Source organism: Microcystis sp. M_QC_C_20170808_M3Col, assembly GCF_007095505.1.
Classification (GTDB): Bacteria; Cyanobacteriota; Cyanobacteriia; order Cyanobacteriales; family Microcystaceae; genus Microcystis.
Genome location: NZ_SFBY01000215.1, coordinates 1 through 15,859, shown reverse-complemented (window position 1 = coordinate 15,859; position 15,859 = coordinate 1). Strand labels below are relative to the sequence as shown.

The window sequence follows — 15,859 nt, the reverse complement described above, 5'->3', positions numbered from 1 at the left end:
GATTTAGATAACTGGTTGCATCCGTGACTCGCTTTATTTGGGATAAATTTAGCAAAGACTTCTTAGAAACCCTTCTTTCTCCCTACGGTACAGTAGTTGTCAGCAAAGAAGTCACCTCATACTAAATCCGTTGAGTATAGGCTACTTATGAGGTTATGAGGACAGGCACTCATGCAAGAGGCAATCATGCAAAAGGGTGAATAAATAATCAGTTTTTAATAACCGGATTTAGTGTCGGTTGACAAAAAAACCTTATGAAAAGGCGTTAAAACTGGCAACAAATACCGAGAATTTGTCAGTACAAGCGGAGCAAGCGGGGTTGGGAATAGCTTATCATCTCTTGGGAAATAAGGATGAGGCGATACAGTGGTTGAAGAAGGCGAAGGGCACTTATAATCAGTTAGGAGATACTTCGCAGGTTCAGAAATTAGATGAAACAATTAATTTCATATCTCCCCCAACCCCTCTAACTCCCCACTCCCCTGACTCCCACAAAGCTCCAAAAATAAGGTTTTAAAAAAACCAGAATTCAAAATAAGAAATAGCGTTGGGCCATGGGTAAAACCGTAGCAGGTTCACAGATTAATAATTCGCCGTCAGCGCGCACTTCGTAGGTTTCGGGATTAACTTCCATGCGCGGTAAAGCGTCATTGAGCTTCATACTGGCCTTACTGATATTACGCGTATTCGACACGGCCACGGCGGTTTTTTTCAGCTTTAACTTCTCAGGGATGCCCGCTTTCATAGCATATTTAGAAACAAATGTCAAGGAAGTTTTGGCGATCGCACCACCAAAAGAGGCAAACATGGGACGCATATAAACCGGTTGCGGTGTGGGAATACTGGCATTAGCATCGCCCATTTGCGCCCAGGCGATTAAACCACCTTTCAGGACAATTTCCGGTTTTACGCCAAAAAATGCCGGTTTCCAGAGAACCAAATCGGCTAATTTGCCCACTTCGATGGAACCGACATGATCGGAAATCCCATGGGTAATAGCAGGATTAATCGTATATTTAGCAATATATCGTCTTGCCCGCAGATTATCATTCTCGCCCGTTTCCCCGGTCAGTCTGCCTCGTTGTACCCGCATTTTGTGGGCAGTTTGCCAAGTGCGGATAATTACTTCTCCCACCCGTCCCATAGCTTGAGAATCGGAGGAAATTATGCTAAAAGCCCCCAAATCGTGGAGAATATCCTCGGCGGCAATAGTCTCTCGGCGGATGCGGGATTCAGCAAAAGCCACATCTTCGGGAATGCTCCGGTCTAAATGATGACAAACCATCAACATATCGAGGTGTTCCTCTAAGGTATTCACCGTATAGGGACGCGTGGGATTAGTAGAGGAGGGTAAAACGTTCATTTCCCCGCAAACCCTGATAATATCGGGAGCATGACCACCGCCGGCCCCTTCCGTGTGGTAGGTGTGAATGACGCGATTTTTAAAAGCGGCGATAGTTGCCTCGACAAAACCGGCTTCATTGAGAGTATCGGTATGAATCGCCACCTGCACATCGTACTTATCGGCAACGCTTAAACAGGTATCAATGGCTGCCGGAGTGGTTCCCCAATCTTCATGGAGTTTTAAGCCAATTACCCCCGCTTTTACCTGTTCCGCTAGTCCTTCCGGCTGACTGCTATTGCCTTTACCCAAAAAACCCAAATTCATCGGGAAAGCTTCGGCCGCCTCTAGCATTCGATAGATGTTCCATTCTCCCGGGGTGCAGGTGGTGGCATTAGTTCCCGTCGCCGGTCCAGTCCCGCCACCAATCATCGTGGTAATCCCCGACGCAATCGCTGTCTCAATTTGTTGGGGACAGATAAAATGAATATGAGCATCAATCCCCCCTGCTGTCAAAATCATCCCTTCCCCGGCCAATGCCTCGGTGGCAGGACCGATAATAATATCGACATTATCTTGAATGTGGGGATTACCCGCTTTACCGATTTGATAAATTTTGCCATCTTTAATGCCCACATCGGCTTTAACGATGCCCCACCAGTCGAGAATTAAGGCATTAGTAATCACTAGATCTACCGCTCCATCTTCCCTAGAAATGGGGGATTGGCCCATACCATCGCGAATTACTTTACCACCGCCGAATTTTACCTCATCGCCGTAGGTGGTGAAATCTTTTTCGACTTCGATAAATAATTCCGTGTCTGCTAGGCGAACTTTATCTCCGACGGTGGGGCCGTAGGTTTCAGCATAGGTGCGGCGATCGATGCGATAATTCATAGGGGGAATTCTTTAAAATCGAGATCGATTATACGATCGATTTTCCGGCAATTATCGCTTTTTCGGGATTTTCTTCCATTTTTAATCTGGCTCGTTTTCGAGTATTTCTTTGGCTTTCAGTAAAGCTTGGCGATGTTCTTCGGTGACGGTGGGATATTTTAAACCGAGGGATTCCAGGGTGTAATAAATAACCGCCCCCACAGCTAAACGGGTAAACCATTTGCGATCAGCCGGGATAATATACCAAGGAGCCCACTCGGTACTGGTATGATTGAATACCTCCTCGTAGGCTTTCATGTAATCATCCCAAAAAGCCCTTTCTTTGACATCATTTTCGGAAAACTTCCAGTTTTTTTCAGGGCGATCAATTCTTTCCAAAAATCGTTTTTTCTGTTCTTCTTTAGAAACATTGAGAAAGAATTTCAGGACAATAACCCCATTGTTAACCAGATATTTTTCAAAATTATTAATCTCCTCAAAACGTCGATGCCAAACTTTCTTGGTTCTGTCTTCTGGGGGGAGTTTTTGCCGTTCCAATAAATTTTGATGGACACGCACAACTAATAATTCTTCGTAGTAAGAACGATTAAAAATACCGATACGACCCCGCTCCGGTAAGGCTTTATAATATCGCCAGAGATAATCGTGGTCTAGTTCTTCGGCCGAGGGAACTTTAAAGCTAAATACCTGACAGCCTTGGGGATTTAAGCCGGACATAACGTGTCTGATCGTACCATCTTTACCTGCCGCATCCATGGCTTGCAGATTAATTAACAGAGCATAGGTATCCTGGGCATAGAGTTTATCTTGAAACTCGGCCATTTTTTCGATACCCTGTTGCAGCAGCAGCGTGGCATCTTCTTTGGTAATGTAGTCGGGTTTAAACCCGGGATCGTAGTCTTTGTGCAGAGAAATTTCTTTACCCGGTGGCACCATTAAGGATTGTAAAAATGCGTGGCGATCAATTTTGCTGACCATGCTCTTCTCCTTGATTGTTTTGACCCCTAAGATTACATTGTAGCACTTTTGCTCGGAAAATATCTAACTCTTGAACCGGCAAGCCAGGGATGAACTGGCAGAAATGACCTATAAACAAGTATATTTAAATATTCGATTTTAGCTACTCCTCATCTGACGAGAAAGTAAAGAATAATTTTTAGGCGATCGCAAATTCGGTAAACTGTCGCACTTCGGGAGGTTGAAAAGCTAAAACTATCTCACTGCTGGGAATTCCTACGCGCATTAATTCCGTGGCGATACCTGCTTCTGTCCAATTCATAAATAGCTAAAGACATTTAAATGTATTTTTACTGTAAAAAAAGGTTGATTGCATCAATAAGCTGCTTGAGTTGTTTGATCTTGTCAACTAGATGCAAATATATAAACTCATAATCTAGGAGACTAGCTATTTCTTCCACAGTCGTTTCGCTTTTATCATGGCTTCGTTGTATTAATTGATAAATTTTGTTCAGTGCTTCACTAGGATGTGGTATTTGTTCTACATCTAGGGCATTTAGATCGAAACCTAAGTTGTGTAGAATAAAATTTGATGTTAAACAACTATCTATTTTAGTCAGAAAACTGTATTCACCTAAAAACCAAGCTTCGATTTCCATAATCACTAAAATCATCGAAATGGGAATTCCGTTTTTCTGACGTAAAGTTTTTAAAAATCCTTTAATGCCATTTTCTACCTTAGTTCTATTTTCCAGAGGTTTGGGATATAGATCCCGTAAACCTAAAATTTTTTCATAACCATTATTAGTTAAACTATTATGTTGTTTTTTTATATCGGAAAGTACATGAGAATCACATCCGCAATCGTACAAAAGAATAAAAAAAGGAGCTGCTTCTAGAATGTTCGATTTCAGAGATTGAATTTTGCGATTAGATTTATCTCCACGCACTTGATTCACTTCAACCGAAACTTTTTTGTATCCTGCAATTTCTTGACATAACCTCGTTATAAATATCCTTTCGGTCTGTCCCTCGACAAAAATCGCTAACTTTTTCTGTGTCATCAATCTATCACTTCCTCTTTCTCTGGTTCCTGCAAGTAAAATTCACTAGCAAAAAAATCAAAGTTATTCAGTCCAATATGTTTAAACTGTTCAAATTGTTCGGTAGAATTAGAGTAATTATGTAATTTAGCAACTCCCGGTTGTCGTTCGATAACTGACCAATATTCAAGAGGAACACCATTCATGATATTCTCATCGTTAGTGGTCATGATAAGTTGAATCAGCCCTGTTTTCGCCTTCTCAATTAAAAGTTTAATTATAGCTGAAGATCTTTGAAAATCCAAACCCTCCCCGATATCATCAATAATAATACAACTAGGCTGATCTGAAAGCAAAGAGTAATTAACTTGAATTAACAAAGATAATACTCTAAACATTCCTTGAGATATTTCCGATTGTTCTGTATAATAATTTAAATTTTTTTCTTGTACATAGAGATATTGACCTAATAGGTTAGGGTCAGCAAAGGAAGAAGAATTAGAAGGAAAAGAGGGTGTTTTAGTTCCGATATTAGAAAGATCGTAACCAATTTTTTTCATATCGTCAATAATCAATTGTGTAAATTTATCGCCAAGCTCTTGTTTACCGAGTAAAAAGATAGTAATAACAGATTCGTAGTTTTTAAAATCCACGTTATTTTTATTAAGTTCCACTGTTTGAGGAATACGCGCTATAGTATCTCTTCCCAAGTTCGTACCAAATTCATAAAATCTAAGCGCATTTGCCCATTTATATATATCTTCTAAAAAAGGATGCTGGATAGTATCTCGACGCTTGACTACTGCTAATTCTGTTTTAGGTGTTTGAAAGCGAATATACTGATTAAGTTCTTGGGCAAAAATTTCACCTTCTCCAGACTCATTTCTTTCTAACAAAGGTTTTTCATTAATAATTAAACTTTCTTTGACTATGTATCCATTTTTTGATTCTACTAAATATTCTGTTGGTCGTTGGGAATTGTGGTCAAATAACAAATGCCATTCCTGAGTTTTTTGTACTGGAATCAATCCCCTTCCTTCTAATAATAGTTCTGAAATAATGTATATTGACCTGAGTATTCTTGATTTTCCACTGGCATTTTTACCAACGATTACATTAATATTGCCTAGTTGACATCCATCAATAAGCCATTCATTGGGGTTGCCTCGATTATAAATATATTCAAATTGGTCTAATTTCATGGTTTTAATCTCCTTGGTTACAAAAATCGTCAATAAGGTGAGCTTTTTTATAGCCCACCCTAAACTTCATACTAACTCAAAACACTGGAAGGAATCCCTAAGATATCCTCAATCTTAGGTAAATCTTCTAGGGGAATTACCCGGCCTTCATCCTCAAAACCGGCGATTTCAATTAAGATTGAGAATATTAATACTAGACAGGATAAGAGTTTCATATATCTAGAATGTATCAAACTAATCTGTCATGACTATAAAAACAAATCAGGGGGTAGATAACCCCCTTGCGTACAAACGATCTGGTAAATACATAAGAACTAATTAGCTGATGGTCTGAGTTTTTGTTGTATTTTAGCCTTTATTCGAGCAATGAAGCTGGATGTGTTCTTTTTTTCGGGATCTTCGTAGATAAAAGTTTTGGCACTACCATCTTCTAATATTTCAATTAACTTTAAACTAGGTGCTTGTCTCTGTTGTTTTAGTGACTCAGACATAATAGTTTCCTCTGTGGTTTAGGTCTTACCCCTACTGTTATCATCAGTCAATTGTTTAACCTAGTCAATACCCTAGACATTATTCTTCATTCTCCAGAGCAATTTAACAACGTTATTGTATTTTGTCATCCAGTCTAAAATACTACTATGCAGATTTCTGTTATTCATTGAGCTTAAATCTGCACTATCATCCGTATCAACAGCTAATAGTCCGAGAATAGAACTTTCTTGTAGTGCAGCTACAGCTAACACAATTTTTATATTAGGATTAATTAATAGTTCATTGTCTCTTTGGAGAGGGACATAAGAAGACGGTAATTTCTGAGAATTAGAAATATCAATAAACTCCAAAGCATACTTTCTTTTAGTCTTCAGGTATGTATAACCAATCACCCCTTCATCTAATTCAAAAAGTGCCTCTAGTTCCTTATCAGATACATTGCTAGTTTTACATACCATTTGGAGATTCCAAGTAAATAACTTTTGTCTCACTGGTATCCATAAGGATACTCTGATATTGCCTTGTAGATTAAATTTTTGTTTTATATCAACAGATAATTCTTCTAAAGAACTACTGATTGCTGGCACAATGTTTAAGTGAATTGTTTCTAAAAGTTCAACAGTATCTTGTCGAGTCTGTGTTTGAGATAGTAGAACAGGAATTCCTAAGATAATAATAGATATAATCGTAACTATTTGAGGGCTTTTTAATAATTTCCATTCCCTGGGTATAGGACTATTCTCTCCCGTAAAAAATGAACTTGCATCCCCTAACCCGGTCACGATAGCTACTATTAAGTATAACAAAAATATGACGATTTCCCAAGGCTTGAATTTTCTGAGAAAATAATCAAATTCATACTTAATAATTCTGGAAATAATTATTCGTTGTTGATCCTGCATCTAATTTCAAGTTTCTTTGAAAATAAAAGGGACTGGATAAATCCTATCAATTCTAAATAAAACTATTGTTTGACGATTTTCCCAAACTAATTTTTCAATGATAACATCTGCGTAGGCAACCCAATGTTCATTTACCAAAGGAATGGGAACATCAACAGGAATAATTCTATAATCTTCTTTGCTCCCTTGATACTGTTTACATAATTCCAAGCTTTCTGGATAACCTTGAGATGGTTTTAACTTTAAAATACTATTCACTTCACAGGGCATTCCCATAAATTTTACCTCTTTATTTTATGAACAGAAGGTGAGCTATGAAAAGCTCACCCTAAACTTCATACTAACTCAAAACACCAGAAGGAATACCTAAAATATCCTCAATCTTAGGTAAATCTTCTAGGGGAATTACCCGGCCTTCATCCTCAAAACCGGCGATTTCATTAAAGTTCAAATAGCGGTATAAATCACCAGCAAAAGGATTAATTTTCTCAGTGACAATTGCTAGGTATTCCTCAACGGTAGGAATGCGTCCCAGCAGCGCACAAACCGCCGCTAATTCGGCGGAACCGAGATAGACTCGTGCATCTTTTCCCATGCGATTATTGAAGTTACGAGTCGAGGTAGAAAATACCGTCGCTCTGTCTTCAACCCGCGCTTGATTACCCATACAAAGGGAACATCCCGGCATCTCGGTACGCGCCCCAGAAGCGGCAAAAATGCCGTACATTCCCTCATCGCGTAATTGTTTTTCATCCATGCGGGTGGGGGGACAAATCCACAGTTTAGCCTTAGCAACTCCTGCCCCTTCTAATATCTTAGCAGCGGCGCGATAATGACCGATATTAGTCATACAAGAACCGATGAACACCTCATCAATTTTATCCCCGGCGCATTCCGACATTAACTTGATATTATCGGGGTCATTGGGTGCGGCGACAATTGGTTCTTTAATCTCGCTTAAATTGACGGTGATAATATCCGCATATTCGGCATCCTTATCCGCCTCCATCAGGACGGGACTAGCTAACCATTGTTCCATTTTTGCTACCCGACGTAGGATAGTTTTAGCATCACTATAACCCCGGGCTGCCATATTTTTTAACAGAGCCACATTAGAGCGTAAATATTCCGCCACTGTTTCCGTACTTAACTTAATCGTACAACCAGCGCAGGAACGTTCCGCCGTGGCATCGGTTAACTCAAAAGCCTGTTCTAATTTCAAATCCGGCAGCCCTTCCATCTCCATAATGCGACCGTTAAAAACATTTTTTTTGTTCTGTTTTTCCACGGTTAATTTGCCTGCTTGGATGGCAACGTAGGGAATGGCATTAACAATATCCCGCAGAGTTACACCGGGTTGTAATTCCCCCGTAAAACGCACTAAAACCGATTCCGGCATATCTAAAGGCATTACTCCCAAAGCGGCGGCAAATGCCACTAAACCCGACCCCGCAGGAAAGGAAATTCCCAAAGGAAAACGAGTATGAGAATCGCCTCCAGTCCCCACCGTATCCGGCAATAACATCCGATTTAACCAGGAGTGAATAATGCCATCTCCCGGACGTAAAGCGACCCCACCCCGGGTAGAGAAAAAGTCGGGTAATTGGTGATGAGTTTGAATATCAACCGGTTTCGGATAGGCTGCCGTGTGACAGAAACTCTGCATGACTAAATCGGCGCTAAAACCTAAACAGGCTAACTCTTTTAACTCGTCTCTGGTCATCGGGCCAGTGGTATCCTGAGACCCTACCGTAGTCATAATCGGGTCACAGGAAGTACCCGGCCGCACCCCGGGTAAACCGCAAGCTTTGCCGACCATTTTTTGCGCTAGGGTGTAACCTTTACCCGTGTCACTAGGCATGGTGGGACGAGTAAATAGGGTACTAGCCTCAAGTCCCAAGGCGTGACGGGTTTTATCGGTGAGACTGCGACCGATTAAGAGGGGAATACGACCGCCGGCGCGCACTTCATCCAGAATTGTCTCAGGTTTGAGGCTAAAAGTGCTAATAGTTGCGCCCGCTTCGTTGGTGATTTTGCCTTCGTAGGGATAGATTTTAATCACATCCCCCGTGTTCATTTGGCTAACATCGCATTCAAGCGGTAAAGCGCCGGAATCCTCGGCCGTATTAAAGAAGATAGGGGCGATTTTACTGCCTAAAATATAGCCACCAGCACGTTTATTAGGCACAAAGGGAATATCATCGCCAATATGCCAGAGAACCGAGTTAATCGCCGATTTTCGGCTGGAACCAGTCCCAACCACATCCCCGACATAGGCGACCGGATGGCCTAATTTTTTCAATTCGGCAATGGTTTCTAAGGACCGGGGTTGACGGGTTTCTAACATTACCAAAGCATGGAGGGGAATATCAGGCCGGGTGGTGGCATGGGGAGCGGGAGATAGGTCATCTGTATTGGTTTCTCCGGGGACTTTGAAGACGGTGACGGTAATTTCTTTAGCAAGTTTCGGTTTAGCGATAAACCAAGCGCCATTGGCCCAAGCATCGATAACCTGTTTAGCATAGGGATTGGTGTCGGATAATTCCAAAACCTCGTTAAACGCATCGAATACCAGCAGGGTTTTACTTAAAGCGCTGGCAGCGGCAGCGGCGATATTAATATCTCTGGATTTAATCAGTTCAATCAGAGAATGAACGTTATAACCACCGACCATGGTTCCCAGTAAGCTAACCGCACCTTGGGGGGAGATAACGTTAGATTTTATTTCACCTTTAGCAATTCCTGTTAAAAATCCCGCTTTAACGTAGGCGGCTTCATCAACTCCGGGGGGAACACGGTCACGCAGCAGGGTCAGCAATTCTCCCTTGAGTTCTTCGGTCGGATTTTTGAGCATTTCGCATAATTCCGCCGTTTGTTGAGCGTTGAGGGGAAGGGGAGGGATACCTAATTTCGCTCGGTCGGCAACGTGCTGATGATACGCTTCTAACATAGATATAGTCTCTCCTAGTCTTCACTTGTGACGGTTTCTTCCTAGGTTACTGGATTTTTGCTAGTCTCTGAATTTCTAGGTTAACGAGAGATGACTTTGCTGTGTGGGCTGCATCTCACATTTGCAGGAACACCGACAATCAGCAATTATCAGCTTCTCAAGGCAAGAGTCACTCATGCAAGAGGCAAAAGAAAGAATCTGGCAATTCTCCCACCTAAAAAGAAGGTTAGAAACTAAGCACATCAAAGCTTTTAGCTTAACCAATTAGGTTTTAGATTCGGTCGAGTGACTCTTAAATTAGTACACAAATATTAACAACTGCCTGTAAGCATCCCACCGAAAAACTAATGCGCTCCTGGGTTTGGGGGGTTCTACCCCCCAAAAGCTTGCATTGAGTAATAAAATCGAAAGTAACGCCCAATTTTAGCCGAGAGTTTCCCCTTAAAAATCTCAACTTAGTAGATTGACAAAAATGAGATGCACGCGGTGTTTGACTTCCATAAAATGAGAAAATAGCGATCGATTGACTATATTGAGGCTTAGATAATGGCTATCACCGATTCTGATCTAGATTTAGCACAATATATCGACCATTCTCTCCTCATCCCCACCGCCACCAGTGAACAATTAGAGGCTTACTGTCAACAGGCTGATCAATATCGTTTTCCCACCGTCTGCGTTTATCCCGCTGCCGTTAAGCAAGCTGTGCAGTTACTCCACGGCAAAAAAACTTTAGTTTCTACCGTGATTGGTTTTCCCGCGGGGGCCACTACCTCCGCAGTTAAACGTTATGAGGCTTTAGAAGCTGCCGATAATGGTGCTAAGGAGTTAGATGTGGTTATTAATCTCGGTTGGCTAAAAGATGGGAAATCTGAGCAATTATTCCAAGAAATTGCTAGTATTTGTCAGGAAACCGGCCAGACGGTAAAAGCGATTCTGGAAACCTCGCAACTGACGGACACCGAGAAACGTTTAGCGGCGGAGATTTGCATGGATGCAGGAGTCAGTTATCTAAAAACCAGTACCGGCTGGTTTGGAGGAGCAACAGTTAGCGATGTGAAGTTTCTCAAGGAAATTAGCAAAGGACGGGTAGGAATTAAAGCATCCGGCGGAATTCGCACCCTAGAACAAGCGATCGCTCTTATCCGCGCGGGGGCCACTCGTCTGGGGACTTCCCGCGGTGTCGATTTAGTCCGTCAGCAAAAAGCCGCTTTTGAGGAATAATACTAAATCCTGTTTAAAAGGTATAGGAAAGTGGGGAAGTGGGGAAGTGGGGAGAATAAATAAAAAATAATCTCCTGTCTCCTGAATCCTGTCTCCTGACAGCTAAAATTATGGCTGACATTCAATAAAAATAAGGAGGTTTATTTGCCGATAATTCGCTGTGGTAATCGAGAATTTAGAGATATTCAAGGGATTGTTTTTGATAAGGACGGTACGCTAGAGGATTCGCGGGCTTTCTGGTATGATCGAGCTATAGCCCGGGTACAAGCCATTGAATCGCGAATTCCGGGTTTAGAGTCTTTATTAACTAAAACTTTCGGTATTGGGGCAAATAGTCTCAATCCTGCTGGTTTAATGGCAGTGGGCAGCCGCAGAGATAATCATATCGCCGCTGCCGGTTGTATTGCTTCCACTGGCCTCGATTGGTTAACGGCAATGGCGATCGCAAAAGCGGCCTTCCAAGCGGCCGATGAAAAGGTTCCCCCCCGCTTAAATCCCCTCTATCCCCACTGTTTAGAAGTAATTCGTTATCTGCACGCGGCCGGTTTACAATTAGCGATTCTTTCCTCCGATACCACAGCACGAGTTGAGCAATTTGTCAAGGAAAATGACCTATTAAATTATATTAAAATTGCCTGGGGATGCGATCGAGGTTTAAGTAAACCCGATCCCTTATTATTGCAAGAAACCTGTCAAGCTTTGGGGACCGCAGTGGACAAAACCCTGATGGTGGGGGACACTAGGGCCGATTGGGAAATGGCTAAACAGGCAAAATCAGCAGCAGCGATCGCAATTAGTTGGCAACTGGAAAACCATCAAGATTTACAATTAGCTGATGTGGTCATTAGAGAACTGACTGCAATCTCGGTTATCAGATAAGTAGGGAGGCACAATTATTTGTAGGATGGGTTAGCAGTAGCGTAACCCATGCAGACGTTGGGTTTCATGCTTCAACCCAACCTACGTTCTTCCCCCACACCCCACACCCCACACCCCAATTCATAATTTCCTCTATGCTAACAATTGCCTTACCGAAGGGTGCTTTACTAAACGAAAGTATCCAAATATTTCAGAAAATTGGCTTAGATTTTAGTGACTTTCTTGACTCAAAAAATCGCCAATTACAGATTACCGACCCCACTAACCAAGCGAAAGCCTTATTAGTAAGAGCCACAGATGTCCCCGTTTATGTAGAATACGGTCAGGCACAATTAGGCATCGCCGGTTATGATATTTTATTGGAAAAATCTCCCGATGTGGCTAATTTAATTGACCTAAAATTTGGTTATTGTCGGATGTCGGTAGCTGTCCCTGCTGATAGTCCCTATCAAAGTCCCTTAGATATTCCCCATCACGGTAAAGTTGCCTCAAAATTTGTCAATTGTGCTAAGGATTATTTTCGTCGTTTAGATATTCCCGTCGAGATTATACCTCTCTATGGTTCCGTAGAATTAGGCCCGATTACGGGTATGTCAGAAGCGATAGTTGACCTAGTTTCCACCGGTCGAACTTTACGGGAAAATGGTTTAGTAGAAATTGACGAATTATTTGCTAGTAGCGCTCGATTAATCGCTCATCCCCTCAGCTATAGACTAGATTGCGATCGGATTTATAACTGGGTAGAAAAGCTCAGAGAAGCAACTACATCAATGGCAAAAGTTTAACAAATCAGCGCCCCCCTTATTAAGGGGGGATTAAGGGTAGATTTATCTTATTTCCCCCTAACCTAATTGTTTCAATAGTAAACCAAGGAGCGCACCAGCAAGAATTAACCAAGTAGAATTAACTTGAAAACGTAGTAAAAGAATAGCGGAGATAAGAGATAGAATGATAGCCAATAAATTAAAGGGTAAATTCCCGTAAGGTTGTAACCAAGTAGCTAGAGCTAAATTAAAAATTACTGCCACCATTAAAGCCACAGCACTAGCATTAATTGCGTCCAAAAAAGCACCCGTCCAAGGCGATTGTCTCAGCTTAGGAATGAGGGGATTAAGTAATAAAACAAAGATAAAAGAAGGAAAGAAAATCGCTAGAGTTGCCACAATTGCCCCCGATACTCCTAATATTTGATAACCGATAAAAGTGGCTGTGGATAACACCGGTCCAGGGGTAAATTGACCCACAGCAATGGCATCTAATAATTGTTGCTGAGTTAACCATCCTCTCCCCTGGACTAAATCCCCTTCTAAAAAGGCAACTAACACATAACCACTACCAAATAAAACACTACCCACCTTGAGGAAAAACAACCCTAATCCTGTTAATGTCGGTGGGATATTGCTAGGAGTAGCAACTGCCGTCACACCGCCTATTCCTGCCACAATCAGGGGGAAAGTAGCGAATTTTTTTAGGATAAACATCCCGATAATTCCGCCTAAAAGTAAAGCGATAATTTCATTTAAACCTAAGATTAATAAACCGATAACTCCCAATCCGATGAAGAGTAATTGACGGGTTTTCATTGCCTTTTTGCCTAAGCGCCATAAAGCTTGAAAAATCACCGCAATTACCACCGGTTTAATCCCCGCAAAAATCGTGGCCACATCCGGTAAAGTCCCGTAGGTAGTATAAATCCAAGCTAAAAAACCAGTAATTAACACCGCAGGAGTGATAAAACAAACTCCCGTGATTATTAAACCCGCTAAACCCCCAAAAATATAACCGATATGAATGGCCATTTCCGTGGAATTAGGACCGGGAATCAGATTAGTTGCCCCCACCAAATCGAGAAATCGCTCCTTAGTCATCCAACCGCGACGCTTAACCACTTCTTCCTCCATTAAAGCGATATGGGCAGCTGGACCGCCAAAACCGATAATCCCGATTTTGAGAAATAAAAGGGCAAGTTGCGAGAGATTAGGAGGCGATGAAGTCAGCATTTTCTGATTACCAATAGTTTTTCTAGAATCAAGTTTATATCCAAGAATATAGGCTTAAGTTAAATTCTTGGCTAGATCTCGTCAATTCCAAAAGTCCATAATTGCAAAAGTGTTTTACACAAACTAAATTATAAGTATTTAATACTACCGTTCAAGTAAATTTGATACAAAAAAAAATTAAGAAAACTTTATCAATAATATTGATTAATTTGTTTATAATAGAACTCCTTAGTCAACAAAGCATAAACAATAATCAATTATCACAATTTATTCTAATCTATATTAAAGAAACTCTATGGACAGCTTGCCGCCTAACACTAACCAGTTTTCAGATACTCAAGAGCCAGCGGCGAGTCCAACTCAGCGCCAAGCAGTGCCAGTCAATTATGAGTACAGCCTCAATCTGCCGGAATTACTCAACCAGCTTGACCTCTCGGTGTTGATTTCCACCTACCAAGCGGGACGGGTGGCCAGCATTGGCACTTATCAAGGACAAATGCGGGTGAGTTTCGCCCATTTTGACCAAGCGATGGGTTTAACCCGAACTGCTACCGGAATTGCTGTGGGCGCTCGTCAGGCAATTTGGCATTTACCCGCTAATCGAGAGATTGCCCCCCAGATTAAACCGGAAGGGGAACAGGATATCGCCTTTTTAGCTCGCTCCTCTCACCTCACCGGCCCGATTATGGGTCATGATTTGGCCTTTGGCAGTAATCGCCTTTGGGTGGTCAATACCCTGTTTAACTGTCTGGCAACCATCGAAGGAAATTGGAGTTTTCTCCCCCAGTGGAAACCGCCCTTTATTACCGAGTTGGTCCCCGGGGACCGATGTCACCTCAATGGCTTGGCTATGGCTGAAAATAGCGGCACTCCCGCCTATGTGACGGCATTGGGGGAAACCAACGAGGAAAGCCTCTGGCGAGAGAATAAAGCACAGGGCGGATGCCTGATTGATGTGCCTAGGGGAGAGGTGATTCTGCGGGGTTTAGCTATGCCCCATTCTCCCCGCCTTTACCAGGGTAATCTCTATTTCCTCAATTCCGGTTATGGAACCTTGAACCGTTGGCATCCCCAAACTGGCAGCACGGAAATCGTGGCGGAATTGCCCGGTTTTACCCGGGGTTTGGACTGTTGGGAAGGTCACGCCTTTGTCGGGTTGTCCCAAATTCGGGAAACGGCGATTTTTGGCGGTTTACCCCTGGATGAGCGGCGTAATCAATTGCGGTGCGGGTTGGCTATTGTCAACCTAGCTACCAGTCAACTGGTGGCAACTTTTTGGTTCAATAGCGGCGTGGAGGAGGTTTTCGCTGTCACTCTGCTGCCGGGCTACCGCAACCCGGGGCTAATTGGACCAGATACCGACCTCGACGGCACTCAATCCGTCTGGATGGTGCCTTCTTTGCCAGCTTAATTGTTTAATTTTTACTCTTTATTCAGGAAAAAATCATGTCAACTCCTTTTGTAGTTAAGGATATCTGTCCCGGTTTAGGTAAATCCTCCCCCGGCAATCTGACGGCATTATATAGTTTTACCAATAAATGTTAGAACAAAGATGTAGATGTAGGTTGCTCTAATGGGAAGTTTTGTGATGACAAGTAGCATTGATGATATTTATGGGGAATAATAGATTTAGATGAGTGCCTAACTTTCCAATTGGTAGCGACTTGCCATGAACCCAACAACCGCCAATTATGATGAACCCTGGAAAGAAGCATTAACCGAGTATTTTGAAGCGTTTTTACATTTCTTCTTTCCCGAAGTTCACCAACTAATTGATTGGACAAAAACTCCCGAATCCCTAGAAAAAGAACTCAAACGGATTACCGCTTCAGCAAAGACAAAAAAACGTTTTGCTGACAAACTCTATAAAGTTTGGTTACTCAGGGGTGAAGAAGTCTGGATTTTGATTCATATTGAAATTCAAAGCCAGTACGAAGAAAATTTCCCTCAGAGGATGTATATTTATAACTA

15 protein-coding genes and 3 pseudogenes are annotated in these 15,859 nt (G+C 42.1%); 7 read left to right on the top strand and 11 right to left on the bottom strand.

Annotated features, from left to right (window positions below; all coding sequences use genetic code 11):
- Positions 1-23: 23 nt before the first annotated feature.
- Together EWV84_RS23085 and EWV84_RS09685 are read left to right on the top strand one after the other, a co-directional pair.
- Positions 24-119: pseudogene (locus EWV84_RS23085) on the top strand (DUF4351 domain-containing protein); the annotation flags it as partial.
- Between the two features lie 116 nt (positions 120-235).
- A pseudogene (locus EWV84_RS09685) lies at positions 236-517 on the top strand (hypothetical protein); the annotation flags it as partial.
- 12 nt (positions 518-529) lie between these two features.
- On the opposite strand, the gene ureC reads toward EWV84_RS09685, so the two are convergent.
- The 10 genes from ureC to acnB all read right to left on the bottom strand — a co-directional run bounded on the left by ureC (position 530) and on the right by acnB (position 9,785).
- On the bottom strand, positions 530-2,239 hold the full coding sequence (gene ureC / locus EWV84_RS09680) for an urease subunit alpha (protein ID WP_287077831.1): 1,710 nt from the start codon (positions 2,237-2,239) through the stop codon (positions 530-532).
- Positions 2,240-2,320: 81 nt separating this feature from the next.
- Positions 2,321-3,217, bottom strand: a complete 897-nt coding sequence (locus EWV84_RS09675; RefSeq protein ID WP_287077830.1) for a polyphosphate kinase 2 family protein — start codon at positions 3,215-3,217, stop codon at positions 2,321-2,323.
- Between the two features lie 178 nt (positions 3,218-3,395).
- A complete protein-coding gene (locus EWV84_RS09670; RefSeq protein ID WP_416361043.1) occupies positions 3,396-3,518 on the bottom strand; it encodes an element excision factor XisI family protein in 123 nt (40 codons plus the stop codon).
- Positions 3,519-3,546: 28 nt separating this feature from the next.
- The gene (locus tag EWV84_RS09665; protein WP_287077833.1) at positions 3,547-4,260 is read right to left on the bottom strand and encodes a hypothetical protein; all 714 of its coding nucleotides are present in this window, start codon (positions 4,258-4,260) and stop codon (positions 3,547-3,549) included.
- Complete coding sequence (locus EWV84_RS09660) at positions 4,260-5,441, bottom strand: AAA family ATPase (RefSeq protein WP_287077829.1); 1,182 nt, start codon at positions 5,439-5,441, stop codon at positions 4,260-4,262. Before EWV84_RS09660 ends, EWV84_RS09665 begins: the two co-directional genes overlap by 1 nt.
- A 71-nt stretch (positions 5,442-5,512) precedes the next feature.
- The gene (locus tag EWV84_RS09655; RefSeq protein ID WP_287077828.1) at positions 5,513-5,656 is read right to left on the bottom strand and encodes a hypothetical protein; all 144 of its coding nucleotides are present in this window, start codon (positions 5,654-5,656) and stop codon (positions 5,513-5,515) included.
- 99 nt (positions 5,657-5,755) lie between these two features.
- Entirely contained in the window at positions 5,756-5,932 is a 177-nt protein-coding gene (locus EWV84_RS09650; protein ID WP_287077827.1) for a hypothetical protein, read from the bottom strand.
- Positions 5,933-6,004: 72 nt separating this feature from the next.
- Positions 6,005-6,835 carry a hypothetical protein gene (locus EWV84_RS09645; RefSeq protein WP_287077826.1) on the bottom strand — a complete coding sequence of 277 codons (831 nt, stop codon included), beginning with the start codon at positions 6,833-6,835 and terminating at the stop codon, positions 6,005-6,007.
- Positions 6,836-6,841: 6 nt separating this feature from the next.
- On the bottom strand, positions 6,842-7,105 hold the full coding sequence (locus EWV84_RS09640; RefSeq protein ID WP_287077832.1) for a DUF2584 family protein: 264 nt from the start codon (positions 7,103-7,105) through the stop codon (positions 6,842-6,844).
- 70 nt (positions 7,106-7,175) lie between these two features.
- Positions 7,176-9,785 carry a bifunctional aconitate hydratase 2/2-methylisocitrate dehydratase gene (gene acnB / locus EWV84_RS09635; protein ID WP_287077825.1) on the bottom strand — a complete coding sequence of 870 codons (2,610 nt, stop codon included), beginning with the start codon at positions 9,783-9,785 and terminating at the stop codon, positions 7,176-7,178.
- A 546-nt stretch (positions 9,786-10,331) separates the two neighbouring features.
- Between acnB and deoC the strand changes: the two genes are divergently transcribed.
- The 3 genes from deoC (at position 10,332) to hisG (ending at position 12,673) form a co-directional block, all read left to right on the top strand.
- On the top strand, positions 10,332-11,009 hold the full coding sequence (gene deoC, locus EWV84_RS09630) for a deoxyribose-phosphate aldolase (protein WP_287077824.1): 678 nt from the start codon (positions 10,332-10,334) through the stop codon (positions 11,007-11,009).
- 144 nt (positions 11,010-11,153) lie between these two features.
- Entirely contained in the window at positions 11,154-11,888 is a 735-nt protein-coding gene (locus EWV84_RS09625) for an HAD family hydrolase (protein ID WP_287077823.1), read from the top strand.
- 134 nt (positions 11,889-12,022) lie between these two features.
- The gene (gene hisG, locus EWV84_RS09620) at positions 12,023-12,673 is read left to right on the top strand and encodes an ATP phosphoribosyltransferase (RefSeq protein WP_286826202.1); all 651 of its coding nucleotides are present in this window, start codon (positions 12,023-12,025) and stop codon (positions 12,671-12,673) included.
- 57 nt (positions 12,674-12,730) lie between these two features.
- On the opposite strand, the gene chrA is transcribed toward hisG, so the two are convergent.
- On the bottom strand, positions 12,731-13,888 hold the full coding sequence (chrA, locus tag EWV84_RS09615; RefSeq protein ID WP_287077822.1) for a chromate efflux transporter: 1,158 nt from the start codon (positions 13,886-13,888) through the stop codon (positions 12,731-12,733).
- A 295-nt stretch (positions 13,889-14,183) separates the two neighbouring features.
- Between chrA and EWV84_RS09610 the strand changes: the two genes are divergently transcribed.
- Positions 14,184-15,299 (top strand): TIGR03032 family protein, encoded by a 1,116-nt coding sequence (locus tag EWV84_RS09610; RefSeq protein ID WP_287077821.1) that lies wholly within the window; start codon positions 14,184-14,186, stop codon positions 15,297-15,299.
- A 258-nt stretch (positions 15,300-15,557) separates the two neighbouring features.
- A pseudogene (locus EWV84_RS09605) lies at positions 15,558-15,859 on the top strand (hypothetical protein); the annotation flags it as partial.

Bases quoted from the DNA above. Each gene is read 5' to 3' on its own strand.
- EWV84_RS09670 (WP_416361043.1), bottom strand. From the start codon at position 3,518: ATGAATTGGACAGAAGCAGGTATCGCCACGGAATTAATGCGCGTAGGA.
- acnB (WP_287077825.1), bottom strand. From the start codon at position 9,785: ATGTTAGAAGCGTATCATCAGCACGTTGCCGACCGAGCGAAATTAGGT.
- EWV84_RS09610 (WP_287077821.1), top strand. From the start codon at position 14,184: ATGGACAGCTTGCCGCCTAACACTAACCAGTTTTCAGATACTCAAGAG.
- deoC (WP_287077824.1), top strand. From the start codon at position 10,332: ATGGCTATCACCGATTCTGATCTAGATTTAGCACAATATATCGACCAT.
- EWV84_RS09665 (WP_287077833.1), bottom strand. From the start codon at position 4,260: ATGACACAGAAAAAGTTAGCGATTTTTGTCGAGGGACAGACCGAAAGG.
- EWV84_RS09645 (WP_287077826.1), bottom strand. From the start codon at position 6,835: ATGCAGGATCAACAACGAATAATTATTTCCAGAATTATTAAGTATGAA.
- chrA (WP_287077822.1), bottom strand. From the start codon at position 13,888: ATGCTGACTTCATCGCCTCCTAATCTCTCGCAACTTGCCCTTTTATTT.
- EWV84_RS09640 (WP_287077832.1), bottom strand. From the start codon at position 7,105: ATGCCCTGTGAAGTGAATAGTATTTTAAAGTTAAAACCATCTCAAGGT.
- EWV84_RS09650 (WP_287077827.1), bottom strand. From the start codon at position 5,932: ATGTCTGAGTCACTAAAACAACAGAGACAAGCACCTAGTTTAAAGTTA.
- EWV84_RS09660 (WP_287077829.1), bottom strand. From the start codon at position 5,441: ATGAAATTAGACCAATTTGAATATATTTATAATCGAGGCAACCCCAAT.
- EWV84_RS09655 (WP_287077828.1), bottom strand. From the start codon at position 5,656: ATGAAACTCTTATCCTGTCTAGTATTAATATTCTCAATCTTAATTGAA.
- ureC (WP_287077831.1), bottom strand. From the start codon at position 2,239: ATGAATTATCGCATCGATCGCCGCACCTATGCTGAAACCTACGGCCCC.
- hisG (WP_286826202.1), top strand. From the start codon at position 12,023: ATGCTAACAATTGCCTTACCGAAGGGTGCTTTACTAAACGAAAGTATC.
- EWV84_RS09675 (WP_287077830.1), bottom strand. From the start codon at position 3,217: ATGGTCAGCAAAATTGATCGCCACGCATTTTTACAATCCTTAATGGTG.